General features: G+C 57.5%; 15 protein-coding genes. 8 read left to right on the top strand and 7 right to left on the bottom strand.

The genetic code is table 11. The annotated features are described in order from the left end of the window. Nucleotides 1–63: 63 nt before the first annotated feature. From HDF12_RS17265 to HDF12_RS17240, 6 genes are read left to right on the top strand one after another with little or no spacing between them, the layout of a single operon-like run. Entirely contained in the window at nt 64–1,008 is a 945-nt protein-coding gene (locus HDF12_RS17265; RefSeq protein ID WP_179585347.1) for a PfkB family carbohydrate kinase, read from the top strand. Then, complete coding sequence (locus HDF12_RS17260) at nt 995–2,692, top strand: glycosyltransferase family 39 protein (protein WP_179587057.1); 1,698 nt, start codon at nt 995–997, stop codon at nt 2,690–2,692. Before HDF12_RS17265 ends, HDF12_RS17260 begins: the two co-directional genes overlap by 14 nt. 44 nt (nt 2,693–2,736) lie before the next feature. Beyond that, nucleotides 2,737–3,540, top strand: coding sequence for a diaminopimelate epimerase (dapF, locus tag HDF12_RS17255; protein WP_179585346.1), 804 nt, complete (start codon nt 2,737–2,739; stop codon nt 3,538–3,540). Continuing rightward, nucleotides 3,537–4,481 carry a S66 peptidase family protein gene (locus HDF12_RS17250; protein ID WP_179585344.1) on the top strand — a complete coding sequence of 315 codons (945 nt, stop codon included), beginning with the start codon at nt 3,537–3,539 and terminating at the stop codon, nt 4,479–4,481. Before dapF ends, HDF12_RS17250 begins: the two co-directional genes overlap by 4 nt. Nucleotides 4,482–4,497: 16 nt before the next feature. Next, nucleotides 4,498–5,931 carry a UDP-N-acetylmuramate:L-alanyl-gamma-D-glutamyl-meso-diaminopimelate ligase gene (mpl, locus tag HDF12_RS17245; protein ID WP_179585342.1) on the top strand — a complete coding sequence of 478 codons (1,434 nt, stop codon included), beginning with the start codon at nt 4,498–4,500 and terminating at the stop codon, nt 5,929–5,931. Between the two features lie 46 nt (nt 5,932–5,977). After that, complete coding sequence (locus HDF12_RS17240; RefSeq protein ID WP_179585340.1) at nt 5,978–6,712, top strand: lysophospholipid acyltransferase family protein; 735 nt, start codon at nt 5,978–5,980, stop codon at nt 6,710–6,712. On the opposite strand, the gene HDF12_RS17235 is transcribed toward HDF12_RS17240, so the two are convergent. The 5 genes from HDF12_RS17235 to HDF12_RS17215 form a co-directional block, all read right to left on the bottom strand. Continuing rightward, complete coding sequence (locus tag HDF12_RS17235) at nt 6,691–7,383, bottom strand: SPOR domain-containing protein (protein WP_179585338.1); 693 nt, start codon at nt 7,381–7,383, stop codon at nt 6,691–6,693. The genes HDF12_RS17240 and HDF12_RS17235 overlap by 22 nt on opposite strands. 2 nt (nt 7,384–7,385) lie before the next feature. Next, complete coding sequence (locus HDF12_RS17230) at nt 7,386–8,168, bottom strand: slipin family protein (RefSeq protein ID WP_179585336.1); 783 nt, start codon at nt 8,166–8,168, stop codon at nt 7,386–7,388. Between the two features lie 77 nt (nt 8,169–8,245). Further along, entirely contained in the window at nt 8,246–8,923 is a 678-nt protein-coding gene (locus tag HDF12_RS17225) for an outer membrane beta-barrel protein (protein WP_179585334.1), read from the bottom strand. Between the two features lie 82 nt (nt 8,924–9,005). Then, nucleotides 9,006–10,322, bottom strand: coding sequence for an NfeD family protein (locus HDF12_RS17220; RefSeq protein WP_179585332.1), 1,317 nt, complete (start codon nt 10,320–10,322; stop codon nt 9,006–9,008). Next, nucleotides 10,319–11,956, bottom strand: a complete 1,638-nt coding sequence (locus tag HDF12_RS17215) for a tetratricopeptide repeat protein (protein WP_373563953.1) — start codon at nt 11,954–11,956, stop codon at nt 10,319–10,321. Before HDF12_RS17215 ends, HDF12_RS17220 begins: the two co-directional genes overlap by 4 nt. 190 nt (nt 11,957–12,146) lie before the next feature. Here HDF12_RS17215 and HDF12_RS17210 point away from each other — a divergent pair, with 190 nt between their 5' ends. Together HDF12_RS17210 and HDF12_RS17205 are read left to right on the top strand one after the other, a co-directional pair. Beyond that, entirely contained in the window at nt 12,147–12,359 is a 213-nt protein-coding gene (locus tag HDF12_RS17210) for a hypothetical protein (RefSeq protein WP_179585330.1), read from the top strand. 4 nt (nt 12,360–12,363) lie between these two features. Continuing rightward, a complete protein-coding gene (locus HDF12_RS17205; protein WP_179585328.1) occupies nt 12,364–13,701 on the top strand; it encodes a deoxyguanosinetriphosphate triphosphohydrolase family protein in 1,338 nt (445 codons plus the stop codon). Nucleotides 13,702–13,969: 268 nt separating this feature from the next. Here HDF12_RS17205 and HDF12_RS17200 read toward each other — a convergent pair whose 3' ends face one another. Continuing rightward, on the bottom strand, nt 13,970–15,061 hold the full coding sequence (locus HDF12_RS17200; protein WP_179585326.1) for a hypothetical protein: 1,092 nt from the start codon (nt 15,059–15,061) through the stop codon (nt 13,970–13,972). Then, the gene (locus HDF12_RS17195) at nt 15,058–15,666 is read right to left on the bottom strand and encodes a hypothetical protein (protein WP_179585324.1); all 609 of its coding nucleotides are present in this window, start codon (nt 15,664–15,666) and stop codon (nt 15,058–15,060) included. The genes HDF12_RS17200 and HDF12_RS17195 overlap by 4 nt, the downstream gene beginning before the upstream one ends. Between the last annotated feature and the right edge of the window lie 324 nt (nt 15,667–15,990).

Raw genomic sequence — 15,990 nt, 5'->3', positions numbered from 1 at the left:
CGTCTTAGATTTATGTATCAGAAATAGTTACTAATAAAAAACCAGTGTGCAAAAAGGGAGTTTATGGCAATTCTTGTTGTGGGTTCGGTGGCATTCGATAACATTGAAACTCCCCATGGTGCTGTGAAGGATTGCCTGGGCGGCGCGGCAACGCACTTCTCGCTTGCTGCCAGTTACTTCACGCCAGTACGTGTTATTGCCGTCGTGGGAAAAGACTTTACCGCTGAACATGAGGCGATTTTTACTCGTCGCGGCATTGATACGAGAGGTATCGAGCGCTCGGAGGGCCTCAGCTTTCACTGGACCGGCTCCTATTCGGGGAATATGGATGAGGCGAAGACGCTCGGTACAGACCTGAATGTGTTCGAAACCTTCGAGCCGAAGATTCCGGACGCTTATAAAGACAGCGAGTATCTCTTTCTTGCGAATATCGATCCGGTGTTGCAGTCTCGTGTGCGGAGTCAGATGTCCAACGTCCGGATGGTTTGCGGCGATACGATGAACTACTGGATTGCCGATCACTCTGCGAATCTTGCCAAGGTGCTGCGCGAACTCGATGTGCTGCTGATCAATGATGGTGAGGCTCGCATGCTGGCCGGAGAACGCAATCTGGTTTTGGCGGCAGAGAAGGTGCTCGCCATGGGACCGAAGACGCTGGTGGTCAAGCACGGCGAGTATGGCGCGACTGCTTTCTTCAGTGATCGCTCGTTCCCTGGTGTTGGCAAGGCGCTGCGTCCATTCAGGGCACCGGCGCTGCCTCTATCGGAGGTGGTTGACCCTACGGGCGCTGGAGATTCTTTTGCTGGGGGGTTCTACGGGTACCTCGCGTCGCAACCTGAGTTGACGCCGGCGGTTCTTCGGACTGCGATGTTTTATGGTGGCGTGATGGGTTCGTTTGCGGTGGAGCGTTTTGGAACCGAGCGTCTGCAGAATGTGTCTCGCGAAGAGATCGATGAACGATTTAAGCTCTTCCTGGAGATCTCGCACCTTGAACATGCGGGCGTCTAAAAAGTCTCGGCTGGACAAGCCGGCGGCATCGGCCTTTGCGGCCGGTGCCGCTGACTCGGGCGCTGTGAAGTTCGACCCTGAAGAGGTACGGCCAGCGACGCGGCAGGAGACCTTTCCAGTTGCGTTAGCGGCGGTGCTGCTGTCTTTTATCGCGCTGCTTCTGTCGTATTCGCGTGGATATCTTCTGCTCTATGGTGATGCTGTCGCTCATCTCGGAATAGCTCGTCGCATTCTGGATTCGCGCAACCCCGGGCTTGTTCAACTGGGTGGAGTCTGGTTGCCGTTGCCCCATCTTCTGATGCTGCCGTTTGTGCAGAAGGTTGAATGGTGGCAGAACGGGCTCGCGGGAGCGTGGCCTTCGCTGATCTGCTACATCGCCAGCGTAGCGGGGATCTATCGGCTTGCGCGTTTGATTATGATTCCTCGGTGGGCTCTTGCGGCGACGGCTCTCTACGCGCTCAATCCGAATCTGCTTTATCTTTCGACCACGGCGATGACGGAGCCGTTGTTCCTGATGCTTCTCATCTGGACGACGCTGCTTACCGTTGAATGCGTCGCCGCAATCAGAGGCTCTCGACCGAGCGCCGTCAGCCGACGTCTGTTCCTGCTTGGGATCTTTATCGTGGCGGCTGTTTTTACTCGTTACGACGGATGGATTCTTGGTGCTGCGGTTTGGTGCATTATAATGTTCTCACTTGCGCGCAATCGTGTGGTGTGGCGCAAGGTCGCTCCCCTTTTTGTTGTTTTTACCCTGCTCGTGATTGCCGGACCGGTTAGCTGGCTGGCTTATAACCAGCACTTCTTTCATGATCCGCTGGACTTCCTGCGGGGGCCTTATTCGGCGGCCGCGATTGAAAAGAAGACGATGCCGCCTAACGGCCATCACCATCGTGGATGGCATAATCCTGCGTGGGCACTGTTGTTTTATACGCGCACGGCGCAGGTGGACGCTGCCTTCTGGGAGACTGGGTTTGTGCTGATGGCGGCTGCGGTGAGTGGGCTGATCCTGGCTATACGTCGTCGCTTCGCGCTGTCGTCGTTATTGCTCTGGATGCCGTTGCCCTTCTATGTCTATTCGGTGGCTTATGGTTCGGTACCGATCTTCATTCCGCAGCTTTGGCCACACTCTTACTACAACTCGCGTTACGGGATGGAGCTGCTGCCGGCGCTGGCGGTCTTTACGTTTGTAGCGGTGCAGTGGATGGAGCGGCGGTGGAGCGAGACGCAGCCGCTTGCCAAGAGATTGATGCAGCCGGTGGTGCTTCTGCTGATCGCGTTGAATACGGTCGGAATGATGTACCGCACGCCGCTGGTGCTGAAAGAGGCGCTTGTCAATTCGACGACGCGTGTTGCGTTTGAGACAGCGCTCGCTCGTCAGCTGGGCGAGTTCCCCTACGGCTCGACCATCCTGATGTACAACTCCGATCACATCGGGGCGCTGCAGGATGCAGGAATTCCTCTGCGGCAGACCGTCAACGAAGGAGATTACGACAGCTTTCAGGCGGCGTTGGCTGCGCCTGCTGAGCACGCGGGCTATGTTGTCGCAGTTGCCGGAGATCCGGTGGCGGCTGCTGTCGCGATGCATCCTCAGGGACTCACCGAGTTGACGATTCTTTGCACGAGCGGCCAGCCTTGCGCACGGATCTACAAGTCCGACCGATCGAGTGTTGCATCGCCAAAGTAGGGTCAGCCGACCTCGCATATCGCCATGAGGCACAATAGGAGCACATGATTTCTTTCGTCAAAGCGCATGCTTGCGGTAACGACTTTCTGATCATTGAGGAGCCGCTCGCACAGCGTCGACATGCCGAGCTTGCCCGGAAGCTCTGTGCACGGAACACCAGTGTTGGTGCGGATGGAATTGAGTTTCTGGATCGAAGGGCGAACGGTGAGTTTTTTCTGCGGCTCTTCAATGCGGACGGAAGTGAGGCGGAACTCTCGGGTAATGGGACGCGCTGCGTTGCTGCGTGGCTGGCGACCAGTGAGGGAAGGCAGGAGGTCGCGCTTGGGACTCATGGTGGCCTGCGAACCTGCCATGTGATTGAGTCGAACGATCCGCTCTATCTGATCGAGAGCGAGATGGGTGTTCCTCGTGTGATGCAACGCACGATTGTGCTGCCAGGGGTTGGCGAGGTGTCGGGTGCGATGGTGAATGTTGGCAACCCTCACTTCGTTCTCTTCGTTGATAGCGAAGATTTCAGCGCGCATGGGTTGAGCTGGCAGGAGCTTGGGGCGCAGATCAGTGGGAGTCCCGCATTTCCTCATGGGACCAACGTTGAGTTCGTTCGGGTTCTGTCGCCTTCGGAGATAGCTTTTCGCATCTTTGAGAGGGGTTGCGGGCCTACCACCTCGTCCGGGACGGGCACGTGCGCTTCTTCGGCAGCGGCGATGGCGCTTCGCGGCTCTGAGCGGGAGTTGACCGCGATTGCGGAGGGCGGACCGCAGCGGACGGTGTGGTCTTCGAACGATGCAGTGATGCGTTTGACGGGACCGGCGGAGATTATCTGCCGAGGTGAGGTCGCGGCTCTGTGACAACATCCTTTTTCAAGCCTCGGGCTCTGCGTTCAGGCGCGACTCTTGCGGTTTTGTCGCCGGCGAGTACTCCTAAGCCGGAGTTGGTGGAGCGCGGCATAGCCCACTTGCAGCGGCTTGGGTACAACACCGTGCTCAGCCCGCATGCTTTGGATAACGGGCCGCTTTACTATGCGGGCAAACTTGAGGATCGTCTCCAGGATTTGCATGCGGCGTTTGCGAATCCGGAGATTGATGGGATCGTCTGCACGCGGGGTGGGTGGGGATCGGCGGAGTTGCTGCCTTATCTTGATGCGACGCTTATCCGATCGAATCCGAAGCTGTTTATCGGGTACAGCGACCATACGTCGCTTCATTGCTGGCTTCACAACGAGGCGAATCTTGCGACGTTCTATGGGCCGATGGTGGCGGCGGATTTCTCGCGGGATGATGGCGTGGATCTTCCGAGCTGGCATCATAGTCTGACGGACAGTGGAGCATGGTCGCTTGGTGAAGCGGAGGGGCTTCGCGTCTTGCGTGCGGGGCGGGCGGAGGGCGTGGTCGCGGGTGGGTGTCTGTCCATCTTCGTGGAGGCGATTGGTACGCCGTATGCTCCGCGAATCGAGCGGGAGAGCATTCTCTTTTTGGAGGACATCGGGACGAAGCCGTACCAGTGGGACCGCATGCTGCTGCATCTTCGCTATGCCGGAGTTCTTGAAAAAGCGACGGGGATTGTTTTCGGGGATATGGGGCAGTGTGTTTCACAGGAGGAGCAGGACTATCTGGAGCGCGCGATTCTTCACTCGCTTAGGGAGTTTGATGGCCCGATTGCGGTCGGGCTGCGTTGTGGGCATGTGAGCACGTACAACGTGACGTTGCCGCTTGGGGTCTCCGCGAGACTGGACCTTACTGACGCGAGGAATCCGCGGATGCACCTTCTCGAAGCAGCGGTGAGCGGTTAGGCTGGAGTCTCGCGACATGCAAAATTCCAAACACATTCATCTGATCGGCATCTGCGGTACGGCGATGGCCTCGCTGGCCGGAATGCTGCAGCTTCAAGGACACCGCGTTACGGGGTCGGACACGGCCGCCTATCCGCCGATGAGTGATCTGCTGGCTTCGCTTAAGATTCCGATTCGTGAACCATTTTCAGAGAGCAATCTGGAACCGAGGCCGGACCTGGTTGTGGTCGGGAATGCAATCTCGCGTGGAAACGTCGAGCTTGAATATGTTCTTGATACACGCATTCCATTTTGTTCGATGGCCTCGATTCTGCACGATGAGTTTCTGCCGGGGCGGGAGTCGCTGGTTGTCGCGGGAACGCATGGCAAGACGACAACTACGAGCATGCTGGCGTGGATCTATGAGGTTGCGTCGAGACAGAACCCCGCGCTGGCGCCCTCGTTTCTGATTGGTGGCGTTGCGGAGAACTTTGGGACCAGCTTTATGGTTCGCTCGACGAAGCCGTTTCTGCTCGAGGGGGATGAGTACGACACTGCGTTCTTCGATAAGGGGCCAAAGTTTCTTCATTATTTTCCGGACGCTCTGATTTTGACTCACGTCGAGTTCGATCATGCGGATATCTACGCTGATCTTGGTGCGGTGAAGACCGCCTTCAAGCGGCTGGTCAATCTTGTGCCGGGGCGCGGGCGGATTGTTGCGTTCGATGGCAGCGAGAACGTGAGTGAGTGTATCGAGAAGGCCTTCTGCGCGGTGGAGCGATATGGCTTCGATCCTCTGTCGCACTGGCGTCTTGCAGATCTGCGGCATGAAGGGGCGTTGACTCGCTGGACGGTGACGCGCGCGGGTGCTCCGTTTGCTGATCTGAGCCTGCCGATGGCGGGGGCGCATAACGCGCTCAACGCTACGGCGGCGGCGGCGCTTGCAGCAGGGCAGGGTGTTCCGAGTGGGGCGATCGTCGAGGCGCTGGCGACCTTCAAGAGCGTGAAGCGAAGGCTCGAAGTCCGTTCCGTTGTGGGGGGCGTCACGGTAATCGACGACTTTGCGCATCATCCGACGGCGATTCGCGAGACTCTCCGGGCGCTCCGCGAATCGTACCCGAACCGACGCCTCTGGGCGGTGCTGGAGCCGCGATCGAACACGCTCAGGCGGAATGTGTTTGAGCTCGATCTGGTGGACAGCCTCGCGCTGGCAGACCGGGTTGTGCTGGCCTCGGTCTTCAAATCCGCGAGCATTCCGACGGACGAACGATTGCACCCCGAGCATGTTGTGAGTGCTTTGAACAAGCGCGGAGTACCTGCGAGTTTGCTGGCCGATGCCGATGCGATCGTCGGAGCGGTTGCGCCCGAGTTGCGAGAGGGAGATGTTGTTGCGATCCTTTCCAATGGCGGATTCGGGAATATCTACGGGAAGCTTCCGGCGGCGATTGCGGGCCGAATCTCAAGGACGTAACGCAGCCGGTCGGAGCTCTGTCGCGACTGTTATCCTTGAAGATGGTATGTTCGCAACCCTGAAGCTCGTCTTTGTTTATCTCGCCCTAGGTCCAATCGCCGGGATCGTTGGCATTCCTTACACTTTGTTGGTCGGAGACATCACCCGGCTCTATCGGGTTGCGATGTGGATCACGAACGCGGGGGTGCGTGCTGCTGGAATCAAGATCGAGATCAGCGGGTTCGAGAATATTCCAGCGGGACGCAGCTGCATCTTCATGAGCAATCATGTCTCGAATCTTGATCCTCCGGTTACGATTCCGCTTCTTCCAGGGCGTAGTTCGGTTTTGCTGAAGAAGGAGCTAATGAATATCCCCATCCTGGGAAAGGCGATGCGGCTGGCGAAGTTTGTGCCAGTAGAGCGTGGCAACCGTCGCGATGCCGCGCAGGCCAGCGTGGCGGCCGCTGTGGATGCGCTGCGCTCGGGGCTGCACATCCTCGTGTATCCGGAGGGAACTCGTTCGCCGGATGGGCGACTCTCGACCTTCAAAAAGGGGCCATTTTTTCTGGCGCAGGAGACGAAGGCACCGATTATTCCTATCGCTGTGTCGGGGACGCAGACGATGATGAGGAAGGGAAGTAACGCCATCACGCCTGGATTGGCGCGCGTTCAACTGCTTCCGGCTATCGAGCCGTCGGACTATGCGACTCGGGAGGAGCTGATGCGGGCGGTCCGGAACGCGATTGCAGAGGCTCTGCCGCTGGAGATGAAGCCTGCAGATTACTTGACGATGGCGTTGTAGCCGTCGGTCTGGAGACGCTGCCGCATGGCGTCGGCATCCTTTTTGGTTGGGAAGGGCCCGATCTGAACATGAAGCAGCTTGTCCTGCGGCTCCTTGTGAATGGCGACGTTGTAGCCGCGATGCTTCAGGGCATTAACGAGGACGTCGGCGTCCTCCTGGTGTGAGACGGCGGCGACCTGGACGATGGCTACTCCCGGTGCTGCCGGCCCTGTAGGCGCGAGCGACACTTGCCTGGTGGTGGGCTTGGTCGCTGATTCGGTGCGGGTATCGGGGCGAAAGTCTGCGGCGACGGCCTTGACCCTGGTGATGGCTGGAGTGGGCTGGCTCGGCTCGTTGGACGCGGTTGTTGGAGCGTCCGAGAGGCTGGGAGTTTGGCTCGCGTCGTCGGCCTGGATTGCAGGCGAAGAGGGCGCTGTGTGGGCTGCGGGGCTTCCCGGTGCGGGTTTGGAGGCACTGGGCTCAGAGCTTGTGGTGGTCTCCGCTGCGCTGATAACAGGTGGGGCGGAACGCCTGCCCAGGGAGTAGCCGAAGCCGAAGAAGACCGCGCAGAGCAGAGCGAGCACGAAGAAGATGCCAAGGATAGTGGTGGCGCCAAGCGAGATCTCGCGATCCTGTCCGCGAGAGTCGTGAAGATCCTGCAAGTCATCGTCGGTTTGGTAGCGGCTGTTCACGGTCAGACCTTTTTCTCCAGCGCCGCGTCGGGCGTGAGTGTCGTCTTATTGAACAGGTTCATCAGCTCCATTGGAAGGGGAAAGACGATGGTGGTATTTTTCTCGACACCTATCTCGGTGAGGGTCTGGAGGTAGCGGAGCTGGAGGGTCATGGGCTGGGTGGCCATGAGCTGGGCGGCTTCGACGAGCTTGGCGGCGGCGTTGAACTCACCCTCGGCGTGGATGATCTTCGCTCGGCGTTCGCGTTCAGCTTCGGCCTGCTTGGCCATGGCGCGGAGCATGGACTCGGGCATGTCGACCTGCTTGACCTCGACGGAGACGACTTTGACGCCGAAGGGGGCGGTGTGGCCGTCGATGATGGTCTGAATGCGGATGTTGAGGGCTTCGCGGTGGGCGAGGAGGCCATCGAGGTCCACTTCGCCGAGGACCGAGCGCAGTGTGGTCTGGGCGAACTGCGAGGTCTGATAGATGTAGTTTGCCACCTCGATGACGGCCTTGGTGGGGTCTACGACGCGCAGAGTGATGACTGCATTGACCTTGAGGGTGACGTTGTCGCGGGTGATGACGTCCTGCGGGGGAACTTCCATCGCTTCCTGGCGGAGACTGACGCGCACGATCTGGTCGAGGGGGCGGAAGATCCAGATGAGACCCGGTCCGGCTGCGGCCTGCTTGACCCGGCCGAGACGAAAGATGACGCCTCGCTCGTACTCTTTGAGAATGTTGAGGGAGTTAACCAGGTAGAGAACTACGATGACGATGGCAAAGAGGAGCGGGAGAGACATCATGGGTAAAACCTCTGTCGGCCCAACTGCTGCCGCCGCTGCGATTGTAAAGCAGGCGCAGCAGCGGCCGGTGTTACTGGCTAGAAGCGAAAGAAGAAGCCGAAGCCGGGTTGGAGCTCGGTGGTGTGTTTCTGAATGGTGAGATAGTTGGTTTCGAAGTCCGGAGCCTTGAAGAACAGCTGGCGAAACTCGGCGCGTGCTCCGAAGTGCTTGTTTAGCATGTAGTCGCCGCCGACGTTGTAGTAGTAGGTGGCGCGTGCCTGCGGCGACAGGCCTTCTCCGCCGCCGGGTGTGGGTCGGAAGGCGGTTGTACCGGCGCCACCACCGGCGAACGGGGCGATCCCATGAAACTCACGGCGGAAGTGGGCTACGTAACCGAAGGTGTATTCGGAGGCATTCTGCTGAACTCCTCCGACCGGCGCCGCTCCAAAAGGAGTGAAGGTCTGGGTGTATCGGGCGTAGGCGTAGTTGAACTCAAACCCGAGGTATGGGGATTTCGTATAGCGGATGGTTACGAGTGGGCCTACGGTATTGCCGGGGTGGAGATTGACCGCGGTCGGGACGGTGTTGATGACGACGGTGCCGTTAGAGTCTTTGTTGATGATGGCGGAGGCGACCACGCCGATGTCGAGGCGGGAGAGCTGACGGTCCAGGCCTGATTGCGGGGTGGCCTGTGCGTTGGCGGTTAATCCGGCCGCGGGGAGCAGCAGGCAAAGTACAACGTTCCGAACCCACGACGGGCGAGACACATTCAACATCAAGAAAAGACTCCCTTATTCAAAACTACTGTTCTTTCAGTCTACTCTGGCGCGGAGTCTGGTGGGGCCTTCGACTGGCGCGTCAGACGGGCTTATTGGCGGGTTCGACGACCAGGGTCAGGCCGTCCAGGTCGCGGACTGAGACCAAAGAGCCTACGTCGAGAGATTCCTGTCCGCGGAGCGAGGCCTGCCATAGCTCGCCGCGAATCTCCACCTGCCCAGTGGGGCAAAGCGGGGTGCGGACGACGGCGATGCCGCCGATCATGGCCTGTGGGCCGGTAAGGACCTTGCCACGCCGGGCACGAAGCGCTATCCAGGCAAGGCCGAAGGAGATGGCGCCGAAGCCGAGGCCTGCGCCCAGGGCTGTCGCGATGTGGACGCGGAGTTCTGGGATGGGCCCGTCGACGAGGGTGGCCAGGCCGAAGACGAGAGAGGCGATGCCGGCGATCGCAAGGACGCCGTGACTGCCGAACTTTGCTTCGAGCAACATCATTATGAACGCTGCCAGCAGGAGAACGATTGCTGTGTGGCGGACGGGGAGAAGGTTCAGCCCGAAGAGGCCCAGGAGGATGAAGAGCGTACCGATGGAGCCGGGAACCACGGTGCCGGGAACGTTGAACTCCAGGTAGATGAGGAGGCCGCCGAGAACGAGCAGCAGGACGGCGATGTCTGGGTTGGTGAGTTTGCTGAGCAGGCGCTCGCGCTCGGAGGGAGCGGTGGTGACAATCTCTGCTCCCTGAAGATGCAGGGTCTGGGTGGTGCCGTCGAAGCGGTGGATCTCGCGGCCATCCAGCGTTTTGAGCAGGGTGGCGTCGTCGGCAGAGACGAGGTCGATGAGCTTCAGCTTCAGTGCCTCTTCGTCGCTGTAGGACTTCGAGTTGCGAACGGCGTCTTCGGCGGCTTCGACGTTGCGACCGCGGCGGGAGGTGTAGGAACGGAGGAAGGCGGCGGCGTCATTCTCGATCTTGTCTTTGAGGACGGGATCGAGCTGACGGCCTTCGACGATGGGATGAGCCGCTCCGGCGTTGGTTCCGGGGGCCATCGCGGCGATGTCGGCTGATTCGAGGATGAAGAATCCGGCCGAACCTGCTCTGCTGCCCGATGGTGAGATGAAGATGATTACAGGGACGGGTGAGTTTTCGATGGCCTGAACCATGACGCGGGTGGATTCGAGCAGGCCGCCGGGGGTGCTCATTGAGATCAGCACTGCCTGAGCGTGGCGATGGGCAGCCTCGTGGAGGCCACGCTGAAGATAGTCCGCGGTTATGGGCTGGATGGTGTCGTGAATGGTGAGTTTGACGACGGTGCCGGGGGAGTCGGGAGCGGCGAACAAACGTGTGGACAGTGAGCAGGAGATCGCCATCAGCAAGAGAAGGGCGAATCTCGTGACGGAAGTCATGGCAGGCTCTGTCCGCGTGCCTGCAGGGCCTGACGCATGCCTTGCGCTGAAGAGTCCTTCGGGTCGAGTTGGAGTGCTTTACTGACGTCTCTCGCAGATGCAGACGCGTCATTGGCCTGCAGATCGAGGCGGGCGAGAACGAGATAGGCCGGGATGTTCGGATGCAGCATGATGGAGCTTTGAGCTTCGGCGCGCGCGTCAGCTGAGTTTCCGCTGCGCTCGCGAACCTGGGCGAGCCCCGCGTGCGCCTCTGCGCTTGCGGCGTCCGCGGCGATGGCGGTCTGGAACTCCTGTTCGGCTTCGGGAACCAGCCCTTGCGTGAGATACTCGTGGCCCTGTTGCGTGTACTCCGCGGCCTGTTCCGCAGGGGGCAGGGTGGCCAGACGCATGGCACGCATCTGGTCGAGTTGAAAGGCCGCCTGACGGAAGGAGGCCTCTGAGTAGGTGCGGCGAATGCGTTCGAGTGGGTCGAAGTCCGACGATGCTGTCGTGTCGGTGGCGGCTGCGGCGGCCACAGCTGGGGGTTTTCGGCCTGAGTTGATGCTGGTCTTGAGTTGTGCTGCTTCAGAGTCCGCAGGGCGCAGCTTCAGGGTGAGATCAACTTCGCGTTTGGCTCCTGCGAAGTCGCCTTGGCGAAACAGGGCAACAGCGAGGTTGTAGTGGTAGTCCGGGTCGTTGGGATCGGCAGTCGAGGCGCGCTGAAAGAGCGGAACAGCGTTGTGGCCCTGGCGGCTGGAGGCGACGGCCTGGTTATTGACAACTTCGGGAAGCGGCAGTCGGCTGGCGACGAAGGCGAAGGCTGATTCGGCCTCGGCGTACTTTGCGGTGTTGAAGCGGGACAGGCCGATATAGAACCCTGCTTCAAGAGCGCGGCGGTCCGTTTGAGGAATCTTCGCAAACGTTACTGCGGCCTGGTCGTACTCTCGCTCTGAGTATTGTGCTTTGCCGAGAGCGAGAAGGGCTGCAGGATAGTTCGGGTTCGCCGCAATGGCTGCCTGCAGGCGCTTGATTCGCTCTTGCGAGGTTGGCGCGTCGGTGCCGCGAATGTAGTTCTCGAAGGCGCTTAGCTGGACTCCGCCCGAAGCGGCGAGAAAGGTCTGTTGGGCCACGTTGAAGTGAGGATCGATTTGGCGTGCCGCCTTCCACGCGATGGCGTTTTCTACGTCGAAGAGGCGGTTGAGTTCGCTTGAATCCTGCAGCGGCGCAGAGAGTTTGAGGTTTTTGACCTCGAGCACCTGGGCTTGTACCGCGATGCGGCCATTCGCGACGTTGTAGCTGCCTACGATGACGAAGTCGGCGTCGAGATTTTGCGCAATGCGAATGGTGGTCGCGCGGGATGGCCTGAAGTCGATGGGCAGGCCGAGATGGTCGAGCGCGTACTGCCGGTCTTCGCGGGCGATGGTGAGGAAGCCTGCAGAGGTGAGGCGCTGGTTCAGCGTGTCGGGAAACGAATCGCCAACCCATGCCAGAGCTGCCTGTCCGGAGCGGTTGTCGAACGGGAGAACGAGTACGACGCGACCTCCGGCGTCAGAGGTCTCCGACGATTGTGAGATTCCGGGAATACTGCATAGCAGAATTAGGGGGAGGAGCCAGGACCGTCGAAGGATCGAGCGAACTTGAAGGCGCTTCTTCACAGATATGAGTATAGAGGGTCAGGGTTTTTGAAGTGGGGGATAGCTATAGGGACGGGAAAATTCACCCCCTTCGATAAAACTGAACCGGGTGACGACAATTCTTGGGGAAAAATTCTGCCGTCGCCGAAGCCAGCCAGGCACTATTTCGTGATTCCACTGGTAATGTATGATGGCGGTTCAGGGGGAGAATATGCCAGCATCTAAGCCGTTGAAGCAGGTGTCTCAAAAAGTCTTCAAACGTGTGGAAAAAGCTGCATCGCCTCTTCGACCGACCCAACTCTTGGATGATCTCAGCCGAAAATATAGTTATGCGGATGTGCAAGATGCTCTCTCCGATCTACTTGAGGATCAGCGGATTTCCCTCACTCCTGATCGACATCTGATCATCAGCAGCAAAGCATAATACTGTGAGAAGTATTGCTGGTCAGAGTCGATTAGTCCCTGAACCACCACGAGACGGAGACGACCGCAACGACTTTCAGCGCGATCGGGATTCCATTCTTTATTCTTCAGCGCTACAACGTCTTTCGACAACAACCCAGGTCGTATCAGGCGAACAGGGTCGGGTTTTTCATAATCGATTGACCCACTCCCTTCAGGTAGCGCAGGTGGGGCGCCGACTTGCGGAGAAGCTCAAGCTTAAACAGCCTGCACTGGCGACTCGTTACGGCCTGAATGAAGATGTAGTCGAAGCTGCTTGCTTAGCTCACGATCTCGGACATCCGCCATTCGGACACCTAGCGGAAATCATGCTGGATAAATTAGCCAGTGAATCGAAGGGGGTCCAAGGTTTTGAAGGAAACGCTCAGAGTTTCCGGATAGTGACAGTATTGGCCTTTCGATCCGAAAAATTTGAGGGACTCAACCTCACAAAGCAAACTCTGCGCGCAATTCTTAAGTATCCTTGGACCTATTCAGCGAAACGTTCAGATGAAAAGCGCAAAAAGTGGGGGACGTACGACTCCGAATTAGATATCTTTCAAGCGGCTGTTGGAAAGAGAGGCAAGGGCCCCTACCCTCGATCTGTTGAGGCTGAATTGATGGACTGGGCCGACGATTTGACATACGCAATCCATGACGCTGAGGATTTTTATCGCGCTGGCCTTATTCCCCTGCACCTACTGCGATACGTTTCTGGCATGGCCAATTCGTCCGAGAGGGACAATTTTCTAGATTACGTTTCAAGCAAGAAAACGAAAATTTCGGAGCTACGAAACTGTTCGAATGAAGATCTTGATTCTATGCTGCGAGAACTCCTCGCCACGTTTTTCAAGCTCTCTGGACCTTACCAAGGTACTCGAGAAGACCGCAGTAAACTTCGCACCTTCACCAGCGAGTTGGTTGGACGGTATATCAATGGAATCAAATTGATCGCGGAGGACTCCGACGGGAAGAAGGTCTCGGCTGGTAAAGAATTGCAAAAGGAAATCGCTTTACTCAAACAACTGACTTGGTATTACGTGATCGATGGCCCGGGCCTGGCTCTCCAGCAACACGCGCAACGTAAGATCATCGAGGATTTATACAAGACCTTTCTTAACGAAGCTCGAAGAGATTCGCCCTCTTATCTTCTTCCGCCATACTGCCGAGACCGTTTGAAGAAAAAAGAGAAAGATAATCGCGATTCGCCCGAACGGGTGGTAGTCGATCTGATAGCGGGAATGACCGAGTCCCAAACGCTCCTTACCTACCAAAAACTCAACGGCGTCGTAATGCCTTCGGGTCTCGAACACTGGGTCCTGTGACAAAAGCCTTAGGTGTTGCGGCAGGTCCCTGACTATTGAGGGGTCTTTCAGCCTGCGTTAGCAAGGAATTTCCCGTTCAGTGACAAAGACAACTTACCCCCGGCAAAGTGAGCTTATCGGCATGTTCGATCCCGTAGTTGCCGAAGACCCCGCTTTGTCAGGAACTATAACGTCAGGTCGGAACGTCGGCAGGCTGTTTCCGAGTTGCCGACCATCCGGGAGTTTCGTGAGGATAAGAGCGTCTATCAGGAGTGGTTCCCCTAATATGTCACTGTGCCCATTCCAGGACGCCATCAGCATAGAATCTGCCGGCTGGTCGTACATAGAAATCGCACCCTTTCGCTTCATTTTCCGCCTTGTTGTACTCAGACAATTCGCTGTCATCTTTGAAGTGTCCGCTGACGTTAACGCTGATATAGCGGTAAAACTTTTTTATCCGCTCAGTTGAGTCTTCTTTCCGCGAGTCAGCTGATCTTTGAGAAGATTTCCAAGCATCCGCGCGAGGGGCTTGATCGAATCCATGATCTCTAAAAAAATCGGGCGATACTCCAAAGTCGATCCTGTATCGACGATTGTCCTTTTGCGGAACTTCGTGAAGAAACTCTGACTCGATAATCATCGGATCGGGATTACTCGAGTAAGGGAAAAACGCTCTTACGTCCGGACTTATCTCTCGACCACGGAGCGAGGACGTTGCAACGCCCGACTTATCTACGCTAATGATATGTACGTCTTCGACACGGTCTTCCGCCGAAAGACCTCCAGTTGCGCTACCACGCCGTAATTCCGCTCTCAGGCATTCGAGGTAGACGGCTGACTCATCATCGTTTTGAACAAGAACATCAAAGACGAATCGGCCTTCTCCTCCAGGCTGGGCTATCACTTTGATGCTAACCGATGTTCTTTGCTTCAATTTGACGCGCTCCATCGGAGGGCGGAAAGACTTTGTTGGGGATGTCCCAGACGGTATTGGCCCCACATTAATCCGGTGGGTCCGGTAATTCGGCGTGATCACTGACACCGGAAGATTAGCTCCGATACCGTATTTACTTGGTGGGTCGGTGAGGATCAACGTTCGAGGTTCGTCTCCAGAGTCAAAGACCCCCTGAGTGCCTTCGCTAACTTGTCGAAGTAATTCAGGGCCAAAATCCTGTGGACGAATACCGTCGGGAATGATCAGCACAGCGCCCTTAATCTTCCGGTTGTTCTCGTCGACGATCTCCAAGCTGACGACAACAGAGGGTCCGTTCGCTTCAGAAACCAAATAGTTGAAAGCCAATGAGCCTTTAGCGCTTAATATCAGGCTTTCGATTACCACCCCCAAGCCACTCGTGACGCAACCGCGGCGCGTTAGTTTCATCGCTTTTCTCCTTTGCAGTCCACTTGAACTTGCACGCCCCCATCTGAACTCTTCACTTCTCGAAAGAATGAGACGTATTCCTTCGCTGGTTCGCCAAACACGAAGAGGTATGGGATGGGCCAACGGGCTGTCCGTTCTGCGTTGAAAACGCCATCATCATCGGTTCGCAATTCGGGACCACGAAGCAAGTCATGTCCTTCTCGATCCCTCAATTGAACGATGGCCCGGGTGAGCGGAGTTAGACTTCCGCTGCACACACATGTGCCGTGTAAAACCAGCGGGGCTGTTAGCCCCTTTATAAGTTCCGTATAAATGATGGCCGGGAAACTAAAAAGCAACACAAAAGCAAAAAGAGCCTTGGCCGCCAGACGCTCCGATCCCGAACTGAAGTAAGAATGTTGAGATATCGAATACGTTGAATCTGAGTTGATTACTCTTGTCTCAGTTATCACACGGTATGCCAGCCCGATAGCAAGAAGCTGGGCCGCTAGCTTCGAGACTAAAGCCCATCCACCTCCGAAACCCAAGAAGACGCGGTCCGTCCAGTCCGACAGCGCACCTAGCTGGGTTGCAGCACCAGTCAAGAGCGTTACAAATCCGGACACTGTCAACTCCGTGGACTTGTCGTCGGCGGTTGGCGTAAGGTCAGTACGCCTATCCACTAGGTCTTCCCAGAACCGGCGCAACCAGCGCCGAGCGCCTGACACAACACTTTTCAAGTCCGTGGTCATGTAGAGTGATGTGGAGTATACCAAAGGTAGGCGTTTATCGCGTTATTGGAAGAGCGACGCGAAGGGGATGTTCAGCCTATGCGGCTGTGGTCGCGCTACAAGAGTCGTGAAGCCTGCTCGCAGATTGTACGGGTGGCTCTGCGGGTAACCCGAAGGGTTGTATCAGTTTTCCTCAGTCAATCGACTGAATCACGACTT

The sequence above is a fragment of the Tunturiibacter gelidiferens genome (assembly GCF_013410115.1).
Taxonomy (GTDB): Bacteria; Acidobacteriota; Terriglobia; order Terriglobales; family Acidobacteriaceae; genus Edaphobacter; species Edaphobacter gelidiferens.
This window is presented reverse-complemented; position numbering and strand designations above follow the sequence as displayed.